Source organism: Embleya sp. NPDC055664, assembly GCF_053618075.1.
In genome coordinates this window covers 1-17796 of record NZ_JBSHGZ010000035.1, presented here as the reverse complement: position 1 = coordinate 17796, position 17796 = coordinate 1, and the positions used below count along the sequence as shown (strand labels likewise).

17 protein-coding genes are annotated in these 17796 nt (G+C 72.7%); 14 read left to right on the top strand and 3 right to left on the bottom strand.

All coding sequences use genetic code 11. The annotated features are described in order from the left end of the window. Positions 1–56 precede the first annotated feature (56 nt). The 10 genes from ACWGR4_RS37715 (at position 57) to ACWGR4_RS37670 (ending at position 6974) form a co-directional block, all read left to right on the top strand. A complete protein-coding gene (locus tag ACWGR4_RS37715; protein WP_452132241.1) occupies positions 57–602 on the top strand; it encodes an RNA polymerase sigma factor in 546 nt (181 codons plus the stop codon). Continuing rightward, positions 599–1177, top strand: coding sequence for a hypothetical protein (locus tag ACWGR4_RS37710; RefSeq protein WP_452132240.1), 579 nt, complete (start codon positions 599–601; stop codon positions 1175–1177). The genes ACWGR4_RS37715 and ACWGR4_RS37710 overlap by 4 nt, the downstream gene beginning before the upstream one ends. 250 nt (positions 1178–1427) lie before the next feature. After that, positions 1428–1997, top strand: a complete 570-nt coding sequence (gene rsmD / locus ACWGR4_RS37705) for a 16S rRNA (guanine(966)-N(2))-methyltransferase RsmD (RefSeq protein WP_452132239.1) — start codon at positions 1428–1430, stop codon at positions 1995–1997. Between the two features lie 60 nt (positions 1998–2057). Further along, entirely contained in the window at positions 2058–2540 is a 483-nt protein-coding gene (gene coaD, locus ACWGR4_RS37700) for a pantetheine-phosphate adenylyltransferase (protein WP_078975266.1), read from the top strand. Positions 2541–2648: 108 nt separating this feature from the next. Next, positions 2649–3605 (top strand): cell division initiation protein, encoded by a 957-nt coding sequence (locus ACWGR4_RS37695; protein ID WP_379995240.1) that lies wholly within the window; start codon positions 2649–2651, stop codon positions 3603–3605. Between the two features lie 263 nt (positions 3606–3868). Beyond that, positions 3869–4384 (top strand): YceD family protein, encoded by a 516-nt coding sequence (locus ACWGR4_RS37690; protein ID WP_246127283.1) that lies wholly within the window; start codon positions 3869–3871, stop codon positions 4382–4384. 2 nt (positions 4385–4386) lie between these two features. After that, entirely contained in the window at positions 4387–4560 is a 174-nt protein-coding gene (rpmF, locus tag ACWGR4_RS37685) for a 50S ribosomal protein L32 (protein WP_026218805.1), read from the top strand. Between the two features lie 8 nt (positions 4561–4568). Further along, entirely contained in the window at positions 4569–5309 is a 741-nt protein-coding gene (gene rnc, locus ACWGR4_RS37680) for a ribonuclease III (protein WP_020553268.1), read from the top strand. A 160-nt stretch (positions 5310–5469) separates the two neighbouring features. Then, positions 5470–6348, top strand: coding sequence for a bifunctional DNA-formamidopyrimidine glycosylase/DNA-(apurinic or apyrimidinic site) lyase (gene mutM / locus ACWGR4_RS37675; protein WP_379995243.1), 879 nt, complete (start codon positions 5470–5472; stop codon positions 6346–6348). A 23-nt stretch (positions 6349–6371) separates the two neighbouring features. Further along, positions 6372–6974, top strand: a complete 603-nt coding sequence (locus ACWGR4_RS37670) for a hypothetical protein (protein ID WP_379995245.1) — start codon at positions 6372–6374, stop codon at positions 6972–6974. A gap of 52 nt (positions 6975–7026) precedes the next feature. Here ACWGR4_RS37670 and ACWGR4_RS37665 read toward each other — a convergent pair whose 3' ends face one another. Next, a complete protein-coding gene (locus ACWGR4_RS37665; RefSeq protein WP_379995247.1) occupies positions 7027–7770 on the bottom strand; it encodes a CAP domain-containing protein in 744 nt (247 codons plus the stop codon). A 444-nt stretch (positions 7771–8214) separates the two neighbouring features. Here ACWGR4_RS37665 and ACWGR4_RS37660 point away from each other — a divergent pair, with 444 nt between their 5' ends. Then, positions 8215–8421 (top strand): hypothetical protein, encoded by a 207-nt coding sequence (locus ACWGR4_RS37660; protein ID WP_379995249.1) that lies wholly within the window; start codon positions 8215–8217, stop codon positions 8419–8421. A 304-nt stretch (positions 8422–8725) separates the two neighbouring features. After that, positions 8726–12379: a chromosome segregation protein SMC gene (smc, locus tag ACWGR4_RS37655; RefSeq protein ID WP_452132238.1), complete on the top strand. Its 3654-nt coding sequence runs from the start codon at positions 8726–8728 to the stop codon at positions 12377–12379. A 78-nt stretch (positions 12380–12457) separates the two neighbouring features. On the opposite strand, the gene ACWGR4_RS37650 is transcribed toward smc, so the two are convergent. Then, positions 12458–13450, bottom strand: coding sequence for an LLM class flavin-dependent oxidoreductase (locus ACWGR4_RS37650; RefSeq protein ID WP_379995253.1), 993 nt, complete (start codon positions 13448–13450; stop codon positions 12458–12460). Positions 13451–13651: 201 nt separating this feature from the next. On the opposite strand from ACWGR4_RS37650, the gene ftsY reads away from it, so the two are divergent. Next, positions 13652–14836 carry a signal recognition particle-docking protein FtsY gene (ftsY, locus tag ACWGR4_RS37645; protein ID WP_452132237.1) on the top strand — a complete coding sequence of 395 codons (1185 nt, stop codon included), beginning with the start codon at positions 13652–13654 and terminating at the stop codon, positions 14834–14836. Positions 14837–15172: 336 nt separating this feature from the next. On the opposite strand, the gene ACWGR4_RS37640 is transcribed toward ftsY, so the two are convergent. Then, positions 15173–15865 (bottom strand): bifunctional DNA primase/polymerase, encoded by a 693-nt coding sequence (locus ACWGR4_RS37640; RefSeq protein ID WP_379995257.1) that lies wholly within the window; start codon positions 15863–15865, stop codon positions 15173–15175. 292 nt (positions 15866–16157) lie between these two features. Between ACWGR4_RS37640 and ACWGR4_RS37635 the strand changes: the two genes are divergently transcribed. Beyond that, positions 16158–17663, top strand: coding sequence for a hypothetical protein (locus tag ACWGR4_RS37635; RefSeq protein WP_379995259.1), 1506 nt, complete (start codon positions 16158–16160; stop codon positions 17661–17663). Positions 17664–17796: the final 133 nt, after the last annotated feature.

The window sequence follows — 17796 nt, the reverse complement described above, 5'->3', positions numbered from 1 at the left end:
CGCGATCACCCGTTCGGAGCACGCGCGACGCCCGGTCGGTTGGTTACCAATGGGCCATGGACGCACGTACGGGGGACGAGGGCTTCGACGCGCTCTTCTGCGGGTTGCTCCCTCGGTTGTACCGACGGGCCGTGTTGCTCGCCGGCGAGGGCGGCGCCGAGGACGCGGTGCACGAGACCTACCTGAAACTGGCCCGCAGACCCGACCGGCTCCTGGGCCACCCGGAGCCGTACGCGTACGCCTTCCGTGCGCTGGTCAGCGTCACCCGCGACATGTGGCGGGTGCGCAGCCGACAGGTGCTGCTGGCCGAACCGCCCGAACCGGAGCACACGCACGCGGGCGCCGCCGACCCGATCGCCCGGCGCGAGGCCGAGTGGGAGGCGGTGCGGATGCTCGGCTCGCTGCCCGCCAAACAGGCCGCGGCGGTGCTGCTGGTCGACCTGGACGGCTACACGATCGACCAGGCCGCCGAGATCCTTGGCGTGCACCGCGGGACGGTGTCCCGCTCGCGCGAGCGCGCCCTGACCCGACTGCGCGCCGGCCTGGGCGGCCCCACCGGCCGGTTCCGCCGCCGGGATCGGCACGAAGGAGTGACCCGGTGAATCCGTCGCCCCCCGACCTCGACGACCCCGACGACGCGGTCCGCGAACTGCGCGTCCGGCTGCGCGACGCGGACGCGGACTGCGTCGAACCGCCCGGCCTCGCCGCGCGGGTGACGCGCCGGCCGGCCCCGCGCCCGAGGTGGCGCGGGGTGTTCGCGACGGTGCTCACGGCCGTCGTGGTGGTCGCCGTGGTCGGCCTGAGCGCGTTCCTGGCGGGCCGGCACAACCCCGCCGAGCGGCCGACTCCCAAGCCGCCCGCCGCGCGTGCGGCAAGCGTGCAGGGCGAGGTGTACAACTCGGAGGAGCCGTGCCGGGCGCTGCGCACGATCGAGTGCTCGCTCGGCGTCTTCCACAAACCGGCCCTGTCGTCGCGGACGGCCGACCTGGCCGAACGGGTCTGGCACGGCGACCGGGTGCTCCTGGTCTGCCTGCTCGCCGACGGCCCGCGCGTCACCGACGAGACCGGCGTCGCCTCCCGGCACTGGTACCGGGTGGTGGTCCTGGGCACCGGCGCCGAGGGCTGGTTGCCCGGCGTGCGCACCCGCAACGAGACCGAGGTCCCGGACTGCACGTGAGCCGGGGCCGCCCGGGCACGGGCCGGACGCGGCCGGGGGAGGGGACACGCCCGCCCCCGGCCGCGCCCGGTCGCGACGCTCGCCACGATACGATCGGGAACCCCTGCGTGTATGACACGTCACGCACGGTGTTCGGGCCCGGATGCCGCCGGTCGCGACCAGTCGATAGCGTGGACGCCATGCCGGATACGTACGCCGAACCCGTCCCCGTCGCCGCCCACACGGCCGTCGCCCGTCCGCGAGCGCGCGGATGACCCGGGTGATCGCCGGCGCGGCGCGCGGTCGCCGGCTCGGTACCCCGCCGGGGGAGAACACCCGACCGACCTCGGACCGGGCCCGCGAGGGGCTGTTCTCCACCCTCCAGTCGCTGCGCGGCACCATGCACGGCGCGCGGGTGCTCGACCTGTTCGCCGGCTCCGGCGCGGTCGGCCTGGAGGCGCTGTCGCGCGGCGCCGCGCACGCCCTCCTGGTCGAGTCCGACGCCAGGGCGGCCGGCGTGGTCCGGGAGAACATCCGCCTGGTCGGCCTGCCCGGCGCCGAACTGCGGCCGGCCCGGGCGGAGAAGACGGCCGGCACGCCGTGCCCCGGCGAGCCGTACGACGTGGTTTTCCTCGATCCGCCGTACGCGGTCACCGACGGTGAGGTGGGCGCGCTGCTCGACACGCTCGCCGAACACGGCTGGTTGGCGGCCGATGCGCTGATCGCGGTCGAACGGGCCACGCGCGGTGGGCCATTCGCGTGGCCCGCCGATTTCGTCGAGATCAGATCCCGTCGCTACGGCGAGGGAACGCTCTGGTACGGTCGCGCCGCGCAAGCCTGATCAGGCGGCCGGACCGTCGGGTCCGCACCCGCCGGCACCCGATTTCGAGGGGAACCTCCGTTGCGTCGAGTCGTCTGCCCCGGTTCGTTCGACCCGGTCACCAACGGTCATCTGGACATCATCGGCCGGGCCTCCAGCCTCTACGACGAGGTCTACGTGGCGATCGGCTTCAATCGCGCCAAACGCTCCGGTCTGTTCACCATCGAGGAGCGCATCGACATGCTCCACGAGGTGGTCGAGCAGTACGGGAACGTCAGGGTCGAGGCGTTCGAGGGGTTGCTGGTCAACTTCTGCAAGGAGCGCGAGATCCCGGCCATCATCAAGGGGCTGCGCGCGGTCACCGACTTCGACTACGAGTTGCAGATGGCCCAGATGAACTACGGTCTTACCGAAGTGGAGACCCTGTTCGTCGCGACGAACCCCCTCTACAGCTTTCTGTCGTCGAGTCTCATCAAAGAGGTCGCGACGTACGGAGGCGACGTGTCCGGCCTGGTGCCGGAGACGGTGCTACGTCGGCTCACCGAGCGGCTCGCGCAGGGCTGACGCGGCACGTGCCTCGTCACCGGGCCGACCGCCCGGGGCGAGTCGGTCCGTCACGCGATGCCGGCGAACACGACGGCTACCGTCGGTTTGAGGAGAGAGAGCAAGCCCGTGGACGTGCAGCCCAAGCTCGATGAACTGATCGCCCTGGTGGAGAACGCCCGCTCGATGCCGATGTCGGCGTCCTGTGTGGTCAATCGCGCGGACGTGGTGGCCCGGCTCGAGGAACTCAAGAACCTGCTGCCCGAGGAGTTCCAGCACGCCCGCCGGGTGCTCGGCGACCGCGAGTCGGTGATCGAGGAGGGGCGCCGCGAGGCCGAGCGGGTGCTGGCCAAGGCGCGCGAGGAGCGCGGTTCGCTGGTCGCCGACACCGAGGTGGCGCGCGAGGCGTACGGCGAGGCGGAGCGGATCCTGACCGAGGCCCGCCGCGAGGCCCAGCGCATTCGCGAGGAGGCCGACGACTACGTCGACCAGAAGCTGGCCAACTTCGAGGTGGTGCTCACCAAGACGCTCGGCGCGATCGGCCGGGGCCGCGACAAGATGCGCGGCCGGCGCCCCTCCGACGAGCTGGGCGAGTACATGCAGGCGCAGGAGCTGGCCGACGCGCAGGCCAAGGCCCGCCCCGGCAGCCTCCAGGCCCAGCTCGACGGCCACGAGGAGACCTTCGCCGCTCCGCAGCAGCAACAGCCGCAGCAGCCCGGCCGGCCGGAGTACCCGAGCGGGCCGCCCGCCGCGCCGACCGTGCCCGCGCAGACCGGCCCCTACGGCCAGGACACCTACGCGCAGCCCGGCTACGGACAGCCCGCCTACGCGCAGGGCACGGGCGTCGACAACGGCTACGCCGGCGGCTACGAGGGCCAGTACGACATGGGCCAGTACGATCAGCACGGGCAGCCGCAGTATCCGGGCCCGCACGACCAGGCACAACACCACGCCGGGCCGAACACCGGACAGCAGCCCGCCTACGACCCGCAGGGCGGCTACGGCCAGTCGCTGGACGAGACCAGCTTCTTCGACACGAGCCTGATCGACGTGCGCCAGTTCCAGCAGGACGGCGGCCGGCAGTAGCCGGCTCGCCCGACCCGGTCCGGCGCTTTGCGCGGCCCGCTCGAATGGCCCCGTTTGGGGCCTGGCGCGCGGGCTGCGATACTCTTACGGACCGACCCTGCCCGAGGCGTGTTTTTCGCGTGCCCCGAGGGTCGGCACCCTGACCATTCGAGCCTCCCGGCGACGGGAGGTGGCATTGCATGAGGTAGGACACCCTGGACCGCTTGGATCACCGCAAACCGCTCGTCGTCGACACACGCGAGCTGGGGCGCCGGCCTGGATCCATGCTGAAGGTGTCCCGCACCGTGCCGGCCCCGGTGGACATGGGTGTGGCGGATGTGATCGGCGCTCCCGAAGGTGTCCCGATCCGGCTGGGTGTCCGGCTGGAAGCGGTCATGGAGGGTGTGCTGGTCACCGGCGTCGCGCAGGTGCCGCTGACCGGTGAGTGCGTCCGGTGCCTGGAACCGCTCGAGCGCGAGCTCACGGTGCGTTTCCAGGAGCTGTACGTCTACCCGGACACGGACGCCGACGAGGACGCCCTCCGGCTGCAGGACGACCTGTTCGACCTGGAGCCGGTCCTGCGGGACGCGACGGTGCTCGCACTGCCGCTCTCGCCGCTGTGCCGGGAGGATTGCCCGGGTCTGTGCTCCGAATGCGGAGCGCTGCTCGCGGAGGACCCCGACCACAGTCACGAGCTCGCCGACCCCCGGTGGGCGAAGCTGACCAGCATCTTCGACGGACCTTCCGCCGAAGCCGACGTTGACGGCGCCTCCGGCGCCGACGAGAACCAGGAGAAGTAGCCGTGGCTGTTCCGAAGCGGAAGATGTCGCGCAGCAACACCCGGCACCGCCGGAGCCAGTGGAAGGCCACTGCCGCCAACCTGGTGACCTGCGAGCGCTGCCGTGAGCCCAAGCTGTCGCACATCGCGTGCCCGAGCTGCGGCACCTACAACCGCCGCCAGGTCCTCGACGTCTGATCAGGCCGGTGGTAGTTCCGGTGACGGAATCACTCGCGCAGTACGCGGATCTGGAAGGGCGGCTGGGCTGGTCGCTCGACGCCGCCCTTCTGGAACGCGCCCTCACCCATCGTTCGTACGCCTACGAACACGGCGGGCTGCCGACCAACGAGCGCCTGGAGTTCCTGGGCGACTCGGTGCTCGGCCTCGTCGTCACCGACACGCTCTACCGCAGGCACCCCGACCTGCCCGAGGGCCAGCTCGCGAAGTTGCGGGCCGCGGTCGTCAACTCGCGCGCCCTCGCGGGCGTCAGTCGGCGACTGGACCTGGGCGCCTTCATCCGGCTCGGCCGCGGTGAAGTGGGGACCGGCGGGCGGGACAAGTCCTCGATCCTGGCCGACACGCTCGAGGCCATCCTCGGTGCGGTGTACCTGGACCAGGGCCTGGACGCGGCGACCGAGCTGATCCACCGGTTGTTCGATCCGCTGATCGAGCAGTCGGCGAATCTCGGCGCGGGCCTGGACTGGAAGACCAGCCTCCAGGAGCAGACCGCCGCGGCGGGCATCGGAGTCCCCGAGTACGTGGTCTCCGAGACCGGCCCCGACCACGAGAAGACCTTCACGGCCCTGGCCCGGGTCGCCGGCGTCGATTACGGCACCGGCGTCGGACGGAGCAAGAAGGAGGCGGAGCAGCAGGCCGCCGAAAGCGCTTGGCACTCGATCCGCGCCAAGTACGGAGACGGTTCCGGCACCCCGCCGGCCACCGCCTAGTCTCCGAGCCAATGCCTGCCGATAGGTAAGTTCGAACCGGTCGACGACCCCCGTGGTCGCCCGGCACGACCTCACCTACCGGCAGGCATTTTCGCATTCCCGAACCGGCCCCATCGGGTCCGGCTTCCTCAGTCGCGCCGTCTCCAGGGGGAGTGCCCACGTGCCCGAACTGCCCGAGGTCGAGGTCGTCCGTCGCGGACTGGAGACGTGGGTGGTGGGCCGCACCATCGCACGTGTCGAGGTCACCCACGAGCGGGCGATCCGCCGCCATCTCGCCGGTTCGGCGGACTTCGCCGACGCGCTGGTCGGCACCCGCGTGCACGCCGCGCGCCGGCGCGGCAAGTATCTGTGGTTGCCGCTGGTGGCACCCGGCGCCGACGAGCCCGAGGACGCGCTGCTGGCGCACCTGGGGATGAGCGGCCAACTGCTCGTGCAACCGGCCGAGGCACCCCGGGAGAAACACCTGCACGTGCGCTTCGGCTTCACCGACGGCGGGCGCGAGTTGCGCTTCGTCGACCAGCGCACGTTCGGCGGGCTCGCGGTCGAGCGCGGCGGCGCCGAACTGCCGCCCTCGATGGCGCACATCGCGCGCGACCCGCTCGATCCGCTGTTCGACGACGCGCTCTTCCACGCCGCGCTGCGCCGGCGCAATACCGAGGTCAAGCGCGCGCTCCTGGACCAGTCGCTGGTCAGCGGCATCGGCAACATCTACGCCGACGAGGCGCTGTGGCGCAGTCGACTGCACGGCGCGCGCCCGACCGGACGGTTGACCCTCGCGCAGACCACACTGCTGCTCGCCTCGGCCCGCGACGTGATGAACGACGCGCTCGCGGCGGGCGGCACCTCGTTCGACAGTCTGTACGTCAACGTGAACGGGGAGAGCGGCTACTTCTCCCGCGGCCTGGACGCCTACGGCCGCGAAGGTGAGCCGTGCAACCGGTGCGCGACGCCGATCCGGCGCATCTCGTTCATGAATCGCAGCAGTTACTTCTGTCCGTCCTGTCAGCGCGCGCCACGCAGGGCGACGGTCGGGGCGTAGGCACGGTAGTCAGGGAGCGTGTCATGGCATTCAACGGGGACATCGTCGTCGTGCGTGGGGCACGACCGTTGTCCGAGTTCGCGCCGCACGTGGACGTCGCGGCGCACCCGGCCCGAACGATGTGGGAGTCGCCGGACGGCTGGACCGCGACGCATGTCCGGCACGACGACGATCCGTTCGCGTTCGAGCGGCCGTGGGTCGCCGCGCTGGCGGCCAAGGCCGACTCGCCGGTGCTGGTGTGCTGGGTGTTCGAGACGCACGTGGCGCACGTCCAGGGGGTGAGCGAGGCCGGGGAGTGGGAGGCCTGGCTCAACCCCGGCGAGGCGGCGGCGCATCTGGCGATGAGTCGGCTCGAACTGGAGGCGGCGCGCACCGGCGACGACGTCTTCGACGGCGACGGCGACCTGCTTCGGCCGGCGCGTTACGCCGAACTGCGCGACGAGGTGGCCGAGGTGCTCGTCCGGGCCCGGCCGAAGGTGGCCGCGGCGGCGGTGCGCTGGGCCCGGGCGGCGGGTCGGCCCACCACCCGGCCGGCGATCGAGGGGGTACTCGCGCGCAACCAGGGCGAGTCGGGGCTGCGCGTGTTCGGCCTGCTGGCGGATCGACTCGGGGTGGGCCCCTGCTGACCGGAGCCCGCGGTAACGGGGTGCCCTGAGGTGTCGGGGTGCGCGGAGCGGGTCAGCGGCCGAATTCCTGGGTCCACCACGGGCCGCCGGTGCCCTCGTGGATGCCGACGCCGAGTTTGGTGAGCGAGCAGTCGAGGATGTTGCGGCGGTGGCCCGGGCTGTTCATCCAGGCGCGCATCACCGCGTCGGCGGTCTTTTGGCCGCGCGCTATGTTCTCCGCGCCCAGGTAGCTCACGCCGGCCTTCTCGGCCCGGTCCCACGGGGTCTGCCCGTCGGGCGTGTTGTGGTCGAAGTAGTCGCGGGCGGCCATGTCGGCGCTGTGCGCGCGGGCCAGCGCGACCAGCTTCGCGTCGTTTTTGACCGGGCCGCAGCCCGCGCTCGCCCGTTCGTCGTTGACCAGCGCGAGCACCCGCTCCTCGGGGTCGCTCGGCAGTTTCGGCGCGCTCGTGGACGGCGTCGCCGCGGGCTTGCTCGGCGTGGGGGTGCTCGGGCTCGGCGTGCCGGTACCGGTGCCGGCGGTGCTCGGAGTGCTCGGCGGCGCGGTCGTTGTGGGGGCGGTGCCGGCGCCGGGATCCGGCAGGGCGGTGCGGCCGGTGGTCGCCGCGCCCGGCAGCAGGCTGCGGGACGCCTCGTCGCCGGTGCGGTCGGCTCCCGCGAGGCCGGCCGGCCCCGATCCGTCGAGGGGCCGCCCGGCGCGGTCGCCGTCGGGGCCGCTCGCGTGCCGCGTGGAGGACTCGCCGGCGTGCTCCGAGACGACCATGCCGGCCACCGTGCCGCCCACGGCGAGTACGGCCAACAGGGCGAGCAGGGGCGCGAGTCGTCGCCGTCGCGACCTCGCGCGTCGTCGATGCGGGCGTGCCGACGTCGGAGTGCGACTGTGCCGGGCCATGGAGGGTCGAGTCACCTTCCGGCAGGGGGAGGTCGATTCACCCGAACGGGTGTGGTGCCGGTGTGACTCTAGGGCACGGCTGTCGGGAGTTGGCGGACAACCGCAATCTTCTTGACGCCGGCGTCGAAAGATGATCTCGTACACCCAGCACGACGACCGTCGCCCCAGTCCGCAGGAAAACTGCGTTGATCGGGTGAAGGTCCCGTTATCGTGCCGTTATGATATTGACCTCCTGCGCTTTTGGTGCGACGCTGGAAGCCCGCGCACCCTATCAGGAGCCTTGCGGCCGGGTGCCACATTTAGACCCGCGAATCTGCGTGGTCATTCATTTTCAGCGTGGAGGACCCTCTCATGGCGAAGGCGCTTCTCGGTTACGTCGGTGGCCCCGATCCCCGACTGCTCGCCGAGAATCGACGGCTCCAGCAGCGTGTTCGTGACCTGGAAACGGAACTTGTCCGTGCCCAGGAGCGCAACGACGCGCTCAACGCCGCCGCTTCGGACGAGCTGCTTGCCGGCTTCGACGTCTCCACGGCGGAACCCGCGCTGTCGCGAGCGTAGGTCCGTAACCGATAACCAGGGACGCCTTCAGGCGTCCCTTTGTCGTTTCCGACCCCGTTCGCTGTGCCTTGCTGTGCCTTGTTCGCTGTGCCTTCGGTCCCCGCGCGACCCGTGTGCGGCGCGCCCGCCGATTCGCGCGCCCGGTGTTTTCGCCAACCGCCCCGTGTGTTGTCCCCGCCGATCCCCCTTGCCCGCCCACCCGCTCGCTTCCAGCGTTTGATACCCCCATACGGGGCACTCGACACGCCGTCCCGTCGACGGAGCGCGGCCATCGTGTGGGCACCGCCGACTACCCTTTTGTCGCGTGCACCTCAAGAGTCTGACCCTGCGTGGCTTCAAGTCCTTCGCGTCGGCGACGACGCTGCGCTTCGAGCCCGGCATCACGTGCGTGGTCGGGCCCAACGGCTCCGGCAAGTCGAACGTGGTCGACGCGCTGTCGTGGGTGATGGGCGAGCAGGGCGCCAAGACGCTGCGCGGCGGCAAGATGGAGGATGTCATCTTCGCCGGCACCGCCGGCCGGCCGCCGCTCGGGCGGGCCGAGGTGAGCCTGACCATCGACAACACCGACGGCGCGCTGCCCATCGACTACGCCGAAGTCACCATCACCCGGCGGATGTTCCGCAACGGCGGCTCCGAGTACGAGATCAACGGCAGCACCTGTCGGCTGCTCGACATCCAGGAACTGCTCTCCGACTCCGGGATCGGTCGGGAGATGCACGTGATCGTCGGCCAGGGCCGGCTCGACTCCGTGTTGCAGGCCGACCCCACCGGGCGCCGCGCGTTCATCGAGGAGGCCGCGGGCGTCCTCAAGCATCGCAAGCGCAAGGAGAAGGCGCTGCGCAAGCTGGACGCGATGCAGGTGAACCTGAACCGGGTCCAGGACCTGACGGGCGAGCTGCGCAGGCAGCTCAAGCCGCTCGGCCGGCAGGCCCAGGTGGCCCGGCGGGCGGCGGCGATCCAGGCCGATCTGCGGGATGCGCGGCTGCGGCTGCTCGCCGACGACCTGGTGGCACTGCGGCGGGCGCTGGCCGAGGAGGTCGCCGACGAGACGGCGCTGCGCGAGCGGCGCACGGTGGTCGAGCGCGAGTTGGGCGTGGTCCAGGCCCGGGAGGCCGAACTGGAGGCCGAGGTGCGGGCGATGGCGCCGCGCCTGGCCCGGGCGCAGGAGACCTGGTACACGCTGTCCGCGCTGGCCGAACGGGTGCGTGGGACGGCGGGGCTTGCGGGCCAGCGGCTGCGGCACGCGAGCGCGGCGCCGGCCGACGAGCGGCGGGGGCGCGACCCGGAGGAGATGGAGCGCGAGGCCGAGCGTATCCGCGAGCAGGAGGCGGAGTTGGCCGCCGCGCTGGAGTCGGCGCAGGTCGAACTGGCCGAGACGGTGGAGCGCCGCGGCGAGCTGGAGCGGGCCCTGGTCGCCGAGGAGGGCCGGCTCAAGGTGGTCGCCCGGGCGCTCGCGGACCGCAGGGAGGGACTGGCCCGGCTGGTCGGACAGGTCGGCGCCGCGCGCAGCCGGGTGGCCGCCGCGGAGGCCGAGATCGGACGGCTGGCGGGCGCCCGGGACGAGGCGCGGGAGCGGGCGGTCGCGGCGCGCGAGGAGTACGAGGAGCTGCGGCTCGGGGTCGAGGGTTCGCCCGAGGACGGTGCCGGCGGGTCCGGGCTTGCCGCGATCGAGGCCCGGTTGGCGGCGGCCGAGGAGGCGCTGGCCGCCGCGGAGGAGGAGTTGGCCCGGGCGCGTGACGCGGAGCAGGCGGTGGAGCGGGAGCGGTCGGCGGTGACCGCGCGCAAGGAGGCGTTGGAGCCGGCGTTGCGCCGCCGGGACGGTAGCGGTGCGCTGCTCGCGGCCGGTGACCGGCTCTTTGGCGTGCTCGGCACGGTGGCCGCGCTGATCACCGTGGAGCACGGCGCCGAGCAGGCGGTGGCGGCGGCCCTGGGGGCGGCCTCGGAGGCGGTCGCGGTGGACGGCGTGGAGCCGGCCGTGGACGCGTTGCGGCTGCTGCGCAAGGACGACGCGGGGCGGGCGGCGCTGGTGCTCGCCGGGGCCGCGGCGGAGGAGCCGGCGGCCGGGGGGCCGGACGGGTGGCCCGCGCTGCCGGCGGGAGCGGTGTACGCGACGCGGTTGGTGGTCGTTCCCGAGGCGTTGCGCGGGGCGCTGGCCGTGCTGCTCGATCGGGTCGCGGTGGTCGACGACCTCGGCGCCGCGGCGGACCTGGTCCGGGCGGTGCCCGGGGTGCGGGCGGTGACCCGGGACGGGGATCTGGTCGGCGAGGGCTTCGCGTCCGGCGGGTCGGCCGGTGCGCCGAGCCTGCTGGAGGTGCAGGCCGCGGTGGACGAGGCGGTCGCGCGGCTGGACGTGTTGGCCCGGGGGTGCGCCACGGCCAAGGACGCGCTGGCCGACGCGGTGGCGGGCCGGCGGGAGGCCGCGGCGGCGGTCGAGCGGGCCCGGGCGGAGCGGCGCGAGGCGGAGCGCCGGGCGGCCGCGGCCGCGCAGCAGCTGGGTCGGCTCGGCGGACAGGCCCGGGCGGCGGCGGGTGAGGCCGAGCGGTTGGCGGGCGCGGTGGCCACGGCCGAGGCGGCGCGGGAGCAGGAGGAGGCGAAGGCCGAGGAGTTGGCGGCCCGGCTGGAGAGCGCCGAGGAGTACAACGCGGCCGAGGGCGATGAGGAGCCGGACCACGCCGAGCGCGATCGGCTCGCGGGCGCGGCGAGCGCCGCGCGGCAGGCCGAGATGGAGGCCCGGCTCGCGGTGCGCACCCACGAGGAGCGGGTGCGCTCGCTCGCGGGTCGGGCCGACGCGCTGGACCGCGGCGCGCGGGCGGAGCGGGAGGCGCGCGCGGCGGCCGCGCGGCGCCGGGAGCGGTTGGCGGTGGAGGCGCGGATCGCGCGGGCGGTGCTCGTGGGCGCGGAGACGCTGTTGCGCCACGTCGAGGCGTCGTTGGCGCGGGCCGGCGGCGAGCGCGAGGCGGCGGAGGCGGCGCGGGCCGCGTGCGAGGCGGATCTGGCCCGCGAGCGGGGTCGGTCCCGGGAGTTCGCCGCCGAGTTGGAGAAGTTGACCGACTCGGTGCACCGGGACGAGATGTTGCGGGCGGAGAAACGGTTGCGGGTCGAGCAGTTGGAGGCCCGGTCGTTGGAGGAGTACGGGATCGAGGCGGAGGGGCTGGTCGCCGAGTACGGCCCGGACCGCCTCGTGCCCGCGTCGTTGCCCGCCGAGGGCGAGACGCGCGATCCGGATTCGGCCGAGGCGCGGCCGCGTCCGTACGTCCGGGCCGAGCAGGAGAAGCGGCTGCGCGCGGCGGAGAAGGCGCATGTACAGCTCGGCAAGGTGAATCCGCTCGCGTTGGAGGAGTTCGCCGCGCTGGAGGAGCGGCACAACTTCCTGACCGAGCAGTTGGAGGATCTGAAGAAGACCCGCCGAGATCTGATGACCGTGGTCAAGGAGGTGGACGAGCGGGTCGAGCAGGTCTTCACCGCGGCCTTCCACGACACCGCGCGGGAGTTCGTGGGGGTGTTCGCCCGGCTGTTCCCCGGCGGCGAGGGGCGGTTGGTGCTCACCGACCCGGAGGACATGCTGACCACGGGTATCGAGGTCGAGGCTCGGCCGCCGGGTAAGAAGGTCAAGCGGCTGTCGCTGTTGTCCGGCGGCGAACGTTCGCTGACCGCGGTGGCCCTGCTCGTGGCGATCTTCAAGGCCCGGCCCAGTCCGTTCTATGTGATGGACGAGGTCGAGGCGGCGCTGGACGACATGAACCTCCAGCGGCTGATCGGGATCTTCGCCGAGCTGCGGGAGAGTTCGCAGCTGATCGTGATCACCCACCAAAAGCGCACGATGGAGGTCGCCGACGCGCTTTACGGCGTCTCGATGCGCGGCGACGGCGTGACGACGGTGATCAGCCAGCGGTTGCGGCAGGAGGACCGACGGGAGGCGACGGAGCACGCCGAGCCGATGAGCGGGGCGGTGCGCTGAAATACACCCGGGCGGTGCGGACGGGCCCGGACCGGACGAGGGCCGCGCTCCGGGGTGGAGCGGGGCCCTCGGTGGGTGTCACGCCGGGACGTTGCGCGGCATGACCTTGTCGTTGAACAGCTGCAGGCTGGCCCAGCCCGCGTCGATCGGCAGGCCGCCGACCAGCGGGTGCAGGATCAGCGCGTCGGTGAGGCCGCCGACCTGCCCGATCTCGACACACTCGTCGGGGGTGAGGCAGCAATAGATGCCCTCCTCGCGCAGCGCCGCCACGGTGGTGGCCGACGACTCGACGACGGAGGCGATGTCGGGGGTCTGCCAGCCGGCGTAGGTGGTGGCCTCGTGCAGGAAGTATTCGCCGTACTCGGCCCACGCCTTGTCCGGGTCCTCGGTGCAGTGGATCATCCGGGTCTTCACCGGCGGCAGGATCGCGAAGCCGCCCTCGAAGCCCTCCTCCGCGGCGAGTTCGTAGTAGTACTGCTCCAGCTCCGGGATCGGCGCCGCCGCGTAGAACGGCAGGCGCAGCCGGACCGCGCGGCGCACGGACGCCTTCGCGGTGCCGCCGACCATGACCATCGGGTGCGGGTCGGTGAACGGCTTCGGGGTCACCCGTACGGTGGTGCCGCGGTATTCGAACGGCTCGCCGGTCCAGGCCTTGAGCAGGGTCTCCAGGACCTCGTCCTGGATTTTGCCGCGTCGCTTCCACTCCTTGCCGAGCGCCGCGTACTCCTCGGGCCGGTAGCCGATGCCCGCGACGAGGGAGAGCCGGCCGCCACTGATGTTGTCCAGGACGGCGATGTCCTCGGCGAGCCGGATCGGGTCGTAGAGCGGGGCGAGCAGCGCGCAGACGATCACGCCGATGCGCTCGGTGGCGCCGAAGATCGCGCCCGCGGTGCTCAGCGGTGACGGGCTCCAGGCGTTGTCCGCGCCGTGGTGCTCCTCCAGGCTGATCATGTCGAACCCGTTCTTGTCCGCGAAGGCCGCCATCTCGACGGTGGCCCGATAGCGGGCGGACATCTCCTGCCGGTCGAGACCGGGGAGCACCTGGTTGAACCGCAGATTCGTGACAGCCATGGACCGTGAACACCTTCCGGGTCGGGCCGAGCCGTCTCGGACACGTGTCGTCGGCCGGACGGTGCTTGGCATCGGCAAGCTATCTGACGCAGTGTCAGGATTCAACGGTCTCCGGGTGATCGCAGCGCCCGCCGGGCGAGGACCCGCCGGAGGCGGCCGGTCGCGGTTCGCCACCGGGTGGTCTGGGAGACTGGAGGTCCTATGGAGACTGTGATCCTGATCGTCGTCATTGCCCTTGTCGTCCTCGGCACCGCCGGCTGGTTCGTGGTCGGCTCGCGCCGCAAGGGCGTCCCGCCGGCGCCGCCGCGCACGCCGGTCGAGCCGGGTGTCGGTGACGAGGCCGCCCCGAGCGTCGAGGCGCCGCGGCGTACCGTCGCCACGGTCGACCTGCCGGAGACCACGGTGGTGGTGCCGGCCGAGCCGGAACCGGCGCTGCTGGAGATTCCCGACCCCACCGCCGGCCGGCTGGTCCGGCTGCGGGCCCGGCTGGCCCGTTCGCAGACCTCGCTGGGCAAAGGGCTGCTGGCCCTGCTCGCGCGCGAGCACCTGGACGAGGACACCTGGGAGGAGATCGAGGACACCCTGCTGACCGCCGACGTCGGCGTCGCGTCCACGCAGGAGCTGGTGGACCGGCTCCGTACCCGGGTGAAGGTGCTCGGTACTCGGACGCCGGCCGATCTGCGGGCGTTGTTGCACGAGGAGCTGCTCACGCTGGTCGGGCCGGACCTGGACCGTACGCTGAAGACCGCCCGGCACACCGGGGGAGAGGCGGGCGACCGGCCGGCCGTGGTGCTGGTGGTGGGCGTCAACGGGACCGGGAAGACCACCACGACGGGCAAGCTGGCCCGGGTGCTGGTGGCCGACGGGCGCAGCGTGGTGCTGGGCGCGGCGGATACGTTCCGGGCCGCGGCGGCCGACCAGTTGCAGACGTGGGGCGAGCGGGTGGGCGCGCGTACCGTGCGGGGGCCGGAGGCCGGGGACCCGGCCAGCGTCGCGTTCGACGCGGTCAAGGAAGGCATCGCCGAGGGCGTGGACACGGTGCTCGTGGACACCGCCGGGCGGCTGCACACCAAGACCGGGCTGATGGACGAGCTGGGCAAGGTCAAGCGAGTGGTGGAGAAGCACGGGCCGGTGGACGAGGTGCTGCTCGTGCTGGATGCCACGACCGGGCAGAACGGGCTGGTCCAGGCTCGGGTGTTCGCGGAGGTGGTGGACATCACCGGCATCGTGCTCACGAAGCTGGACGGGACCGCCAAGGGGGGCATCGTGGTTTCGGTGCAGCGGGAGTTGGGCGTGCCGGTGAAGTTGATCGGGCTCGGGGAGGGGCCGGACGATCTGGCGCCGTTCGAGCCGTCGGCGTTCGTGGACGCGCTCATTGGGGAGTAGGCGCGGTTTGGCGCGGAGCGCGCGGGTCTTCGGGCTGCGGTTGGGCTTCGCCCGCGCCGGGGTGTCCTCGAACGCCGGACGGGCTGGATGGTTCGGGTGCCGTTTGCGCCGGAGGCCGTGGTTGGGTGGTGGCCTCCGGCCCGGTGTCCTCGAACGCCGGACGGGCTGGATGGTTCGGGTGCCGTTTGCGCCGGAGGCGGCGGTTGGGTGGTGGCCTCCGGCCCGGTGTCCTCAAGCGCCGGACGGGCTGAGGGGCCGGGTGTTTTGGGTGTCGGAGACTGCCGTTTGTGGTGGTCTCCGGCCGGGTGTTCTCAAGTGCCGGGTGGGCTGGATTGGTTAGGAGGCCAGCCACAGGGATCGGCCTGTGGGGGGTGTGTCCTGGCGGTGGCAGGTGTAGGCGAGGGTGCCCAGGAGCAGGCGGGCTTCGGGGAGGACTGGGGTGCCTGGGGATGGGGGGCGGATCCATTCGACCGGGCCGAGCAGGCCCATGGGGGATGGTGGGGCGAAGACGTAGTCGCCCGTGCCGTGGCAGCGTAGGTCGAGGTCGGCGTCGTCCCAGCCCATTTGGTAGAGCAGATGCGGGAGTTCGGCGGCGGCTCCGGGGGCGACCAGGAACGCCAGCCGGCCGGTCGGGGTGGCCAGGACCGGGCCCAGCGGGGTGCCCATACGTTCCAGGCGGACCAGCGCCCTCGCGCCCGCCGCGCGCGGCACGCTGATCGCGTCGAAGGCCCGACCCGTGGGGACCACCACGGTGCTGTCCGGCCACTGCGACCACAGGTAGCGCACCGCCGCCGGTGACGCGGTGGCCCGTTCGGACCAGCGCGGGTCGGCCGGGTGCATGCCCGGCGCGGCACACGTACGGCGGCCGCACGAACAGTGGGTGCCGCGTCCGTCGCGGACCAGATGTGCCCCCTGGGCCACCGGCCAGCCGCGTTCCTCCGCGAACTCGGCCACCGCCTGCCACAGTGCGGCCCGCGTGCGCCGGCGCGATCCGAGCATGATGTCCATGTCCTCCCCAACGGCACTCATTACTTTTGGTTACGCTGTGATCGCATAAGGTCACCTCGACGATCGTGGTGTCCGCGCGATATGAACGGCGGCAACGGGCAGCCGTCGGTGACACCGCGTCGCCGATCAGTCAAACGCGGCCTCCCCCGTAGCGCGTCCCGGGCGCGCGGGGTGGCGAAGCGTGGCGTTTGCGGTATCGACCGACACCTGCGCGCGAGTCGGAATACGTTCGGCGAACGGGCCTGCGCGTACGGTTTCCCATCGGGGCCCGACGCCTGACCGGCCGGACCGCTGAGGGCATGGGGGCGATGCGGTGGCGACGACGCGAGCGCGGGACGGCGGGTGCGCCGACGAACCCGAGCCGGACGGCGGGCGGCAGCCCAACGATCGGCTCGCGGCCTGGTTCGCGCGCAGCGGCTGGTCGAAGGGCGAACTGGCGCGCCAGGTCAACCGCCACGCGAAGGCGATCTCCGCCCCGCACGTCAGCACCGACACCTCGCGGGTGCGCCGCTGGCTGGACGGCGAGCAGCCGCGCGAGCCGATACCGCAGATCCTGGCCGAGCTGTTCACCCGGCGCTTCGGGCGCGTGGTCAGCATCGACGAACTCGGGCTGCGCGAGCCGGACGAGCCGCACGGCGACTTCGGCGTGGACCTGCCGTGGACCTTCGAGACGGTGGTGGACATCCTCGGCGAGTACACGCGCGGCGATCTGCTGCTGGGCCGCCAGGAGTTCGTCGGCCCCGCGCTGCGGCTGGCCGCGGGCCGGGACCTGGTCGAGCCGCTGCAGCGCTGGTCGGCACCGCTGCCGGTATCGCTCCCCGCCGTGGTCCCGGGCCGCCCGGGGAGCGCGCGGGGCGCGAGGCCGAGGCGCTTCGCGCGGCTGCCGGCCGGTGCGACCGAGCACTTGGACGAGACGGTCCGGCTGTTTCGGCGCTGGGACATGCAGGGCGGCGGCGGACTGCGGCGCAAGGCGGTGATCGGGCAGCTCAACGGGCTCACCGACCTGCTGCGCGACGAACATCCGCCCGCCGTGCGCGCCCGGCTGCTCGGGTTGACCGCCGAACTCGCGCTGCTGGCCGGGTGGATGTCCTACGACACCGGCCTGCAGCCGGGCGCGCAGAAGTACATGGTGCTCGCGCTGCACGCCGCGAAGGAGTGCGACGACGCGCCGTTCGGGGCCAATGTGCTCGGGGTGATGTCGCGGCAGATGATCCACTACGAACTGTCCGAGGACGCACTGGAGTTGATCCACCTGGCGCAGTACGGCAGCCGAGACACCGGCGGCACCGCGCTCCAGGCGATGTTGTACGCGCTGGAGGGCCGGGCGTATGCCGCGCTCGGCGACGCGGACCGATGTCGGCGCGCGCTGGGGCTGGCCGAGCAGGCGCTGGCCGATACCAGGGCGGAGTTCGAGCCGGACTGGATCCGCTACTTCGACCGGGCCGAACTGCTCGCCGAGAGCGGTCACGCGTTCCGGGATCTCGCCTACACCAGGCCGGAGTTCGTGGCCCCGGCGAAGGAGCGGCTGGGCGAGGCGGTGCGGCTGCTCATGGGCACCGACGAGTACGTGCGCAGCCTGGCACTCGCCCGGGTGGGGTTGGCCACCGTGTTCCTGATCGAGCGCAACCCGGGGGCCGCGGTGGAACAGGCCGCGGCGGCCCTGGAGATCGCCTTCCAAGTGCGCTCGGAGCGACTGATCGTACGGTTGCGGCGCACCGTCGAGGCATTGGTGGGCGCCTTCCCGGCGGACGCGGCGGTGCGCGCGCTGGCCGCCCGGGTGGCGCGCGAGCTGCCCGAGGCGCCGTTTCCCACCGCGTGACGCGCGTCGGGCCCCCCCCCCCACCCGGGGGGGGGGGGCCTTTCTCCGGGGCGGGGGGGCCGGGGGGGGGGGCCTCAGGTCAGCGCGGGGCCCTGGCCGGTCTCCTCCTGGTAGGAGTAGCGCTGCTCCTGCC

Coding starts and splice junctions, on each gene's coding strand:
- ACWGR4_RS37640 (WP_379995257.1), bottom strand. CDS start 15,865: ATGAGTGCCGTTGGGGAGGACATGGACATCATGCTCGGATCGCGCCGG.
- rsmD (WP_452132239.1), top strand. CDS start 1,428: ATGACCCGGGTGATCGCCGGCGCGGCGCGCGGTCGCCGGCTCGGTACC.
- ACWGR4_RS37650 (WP_379995253.1), bottom strand. CDS start 13,450: ATGGCTGTCACGAATCTGCGGTTCAACCAGGTGCTCCCCGGTCTCGAC.
- ACWGR4_RS37670 (WP_379995245.1), top strand. CDS start 6,372: ATGGCATTCAACGGGGACATCGTCGTCGTGCGTGGGGCACGACCGTTG.
- ACWGR4_RS37690 (WP_246127283.1), top strand. CDS start 3,869: ATGCTGAAGGTGTCCCGCACCGTGCCGGCCCCGGTGGACATGGGTGTG.
- ACWGR4_RS37660 (WP_379995249.1), top strand. CDS start 8,215: ATGGCGAAGGCGCTTCTCGGTTACGTCGGTGGCCCCGATCCCCGACTG.
- ftsY (WP_452132237.1), top strand. CDS start 13,652: ATGGAGACTGTGATCCTGATCGTCGTCATTGCCCTTGTCGTCCTCGGC.
- ACWGR4_RS37715 (WP_452132241.1), top strand. CDS start 57: ATGGACGCACGTACGGGGGACGAGGGCTTCGACGCGCTCTTCTGCGGG.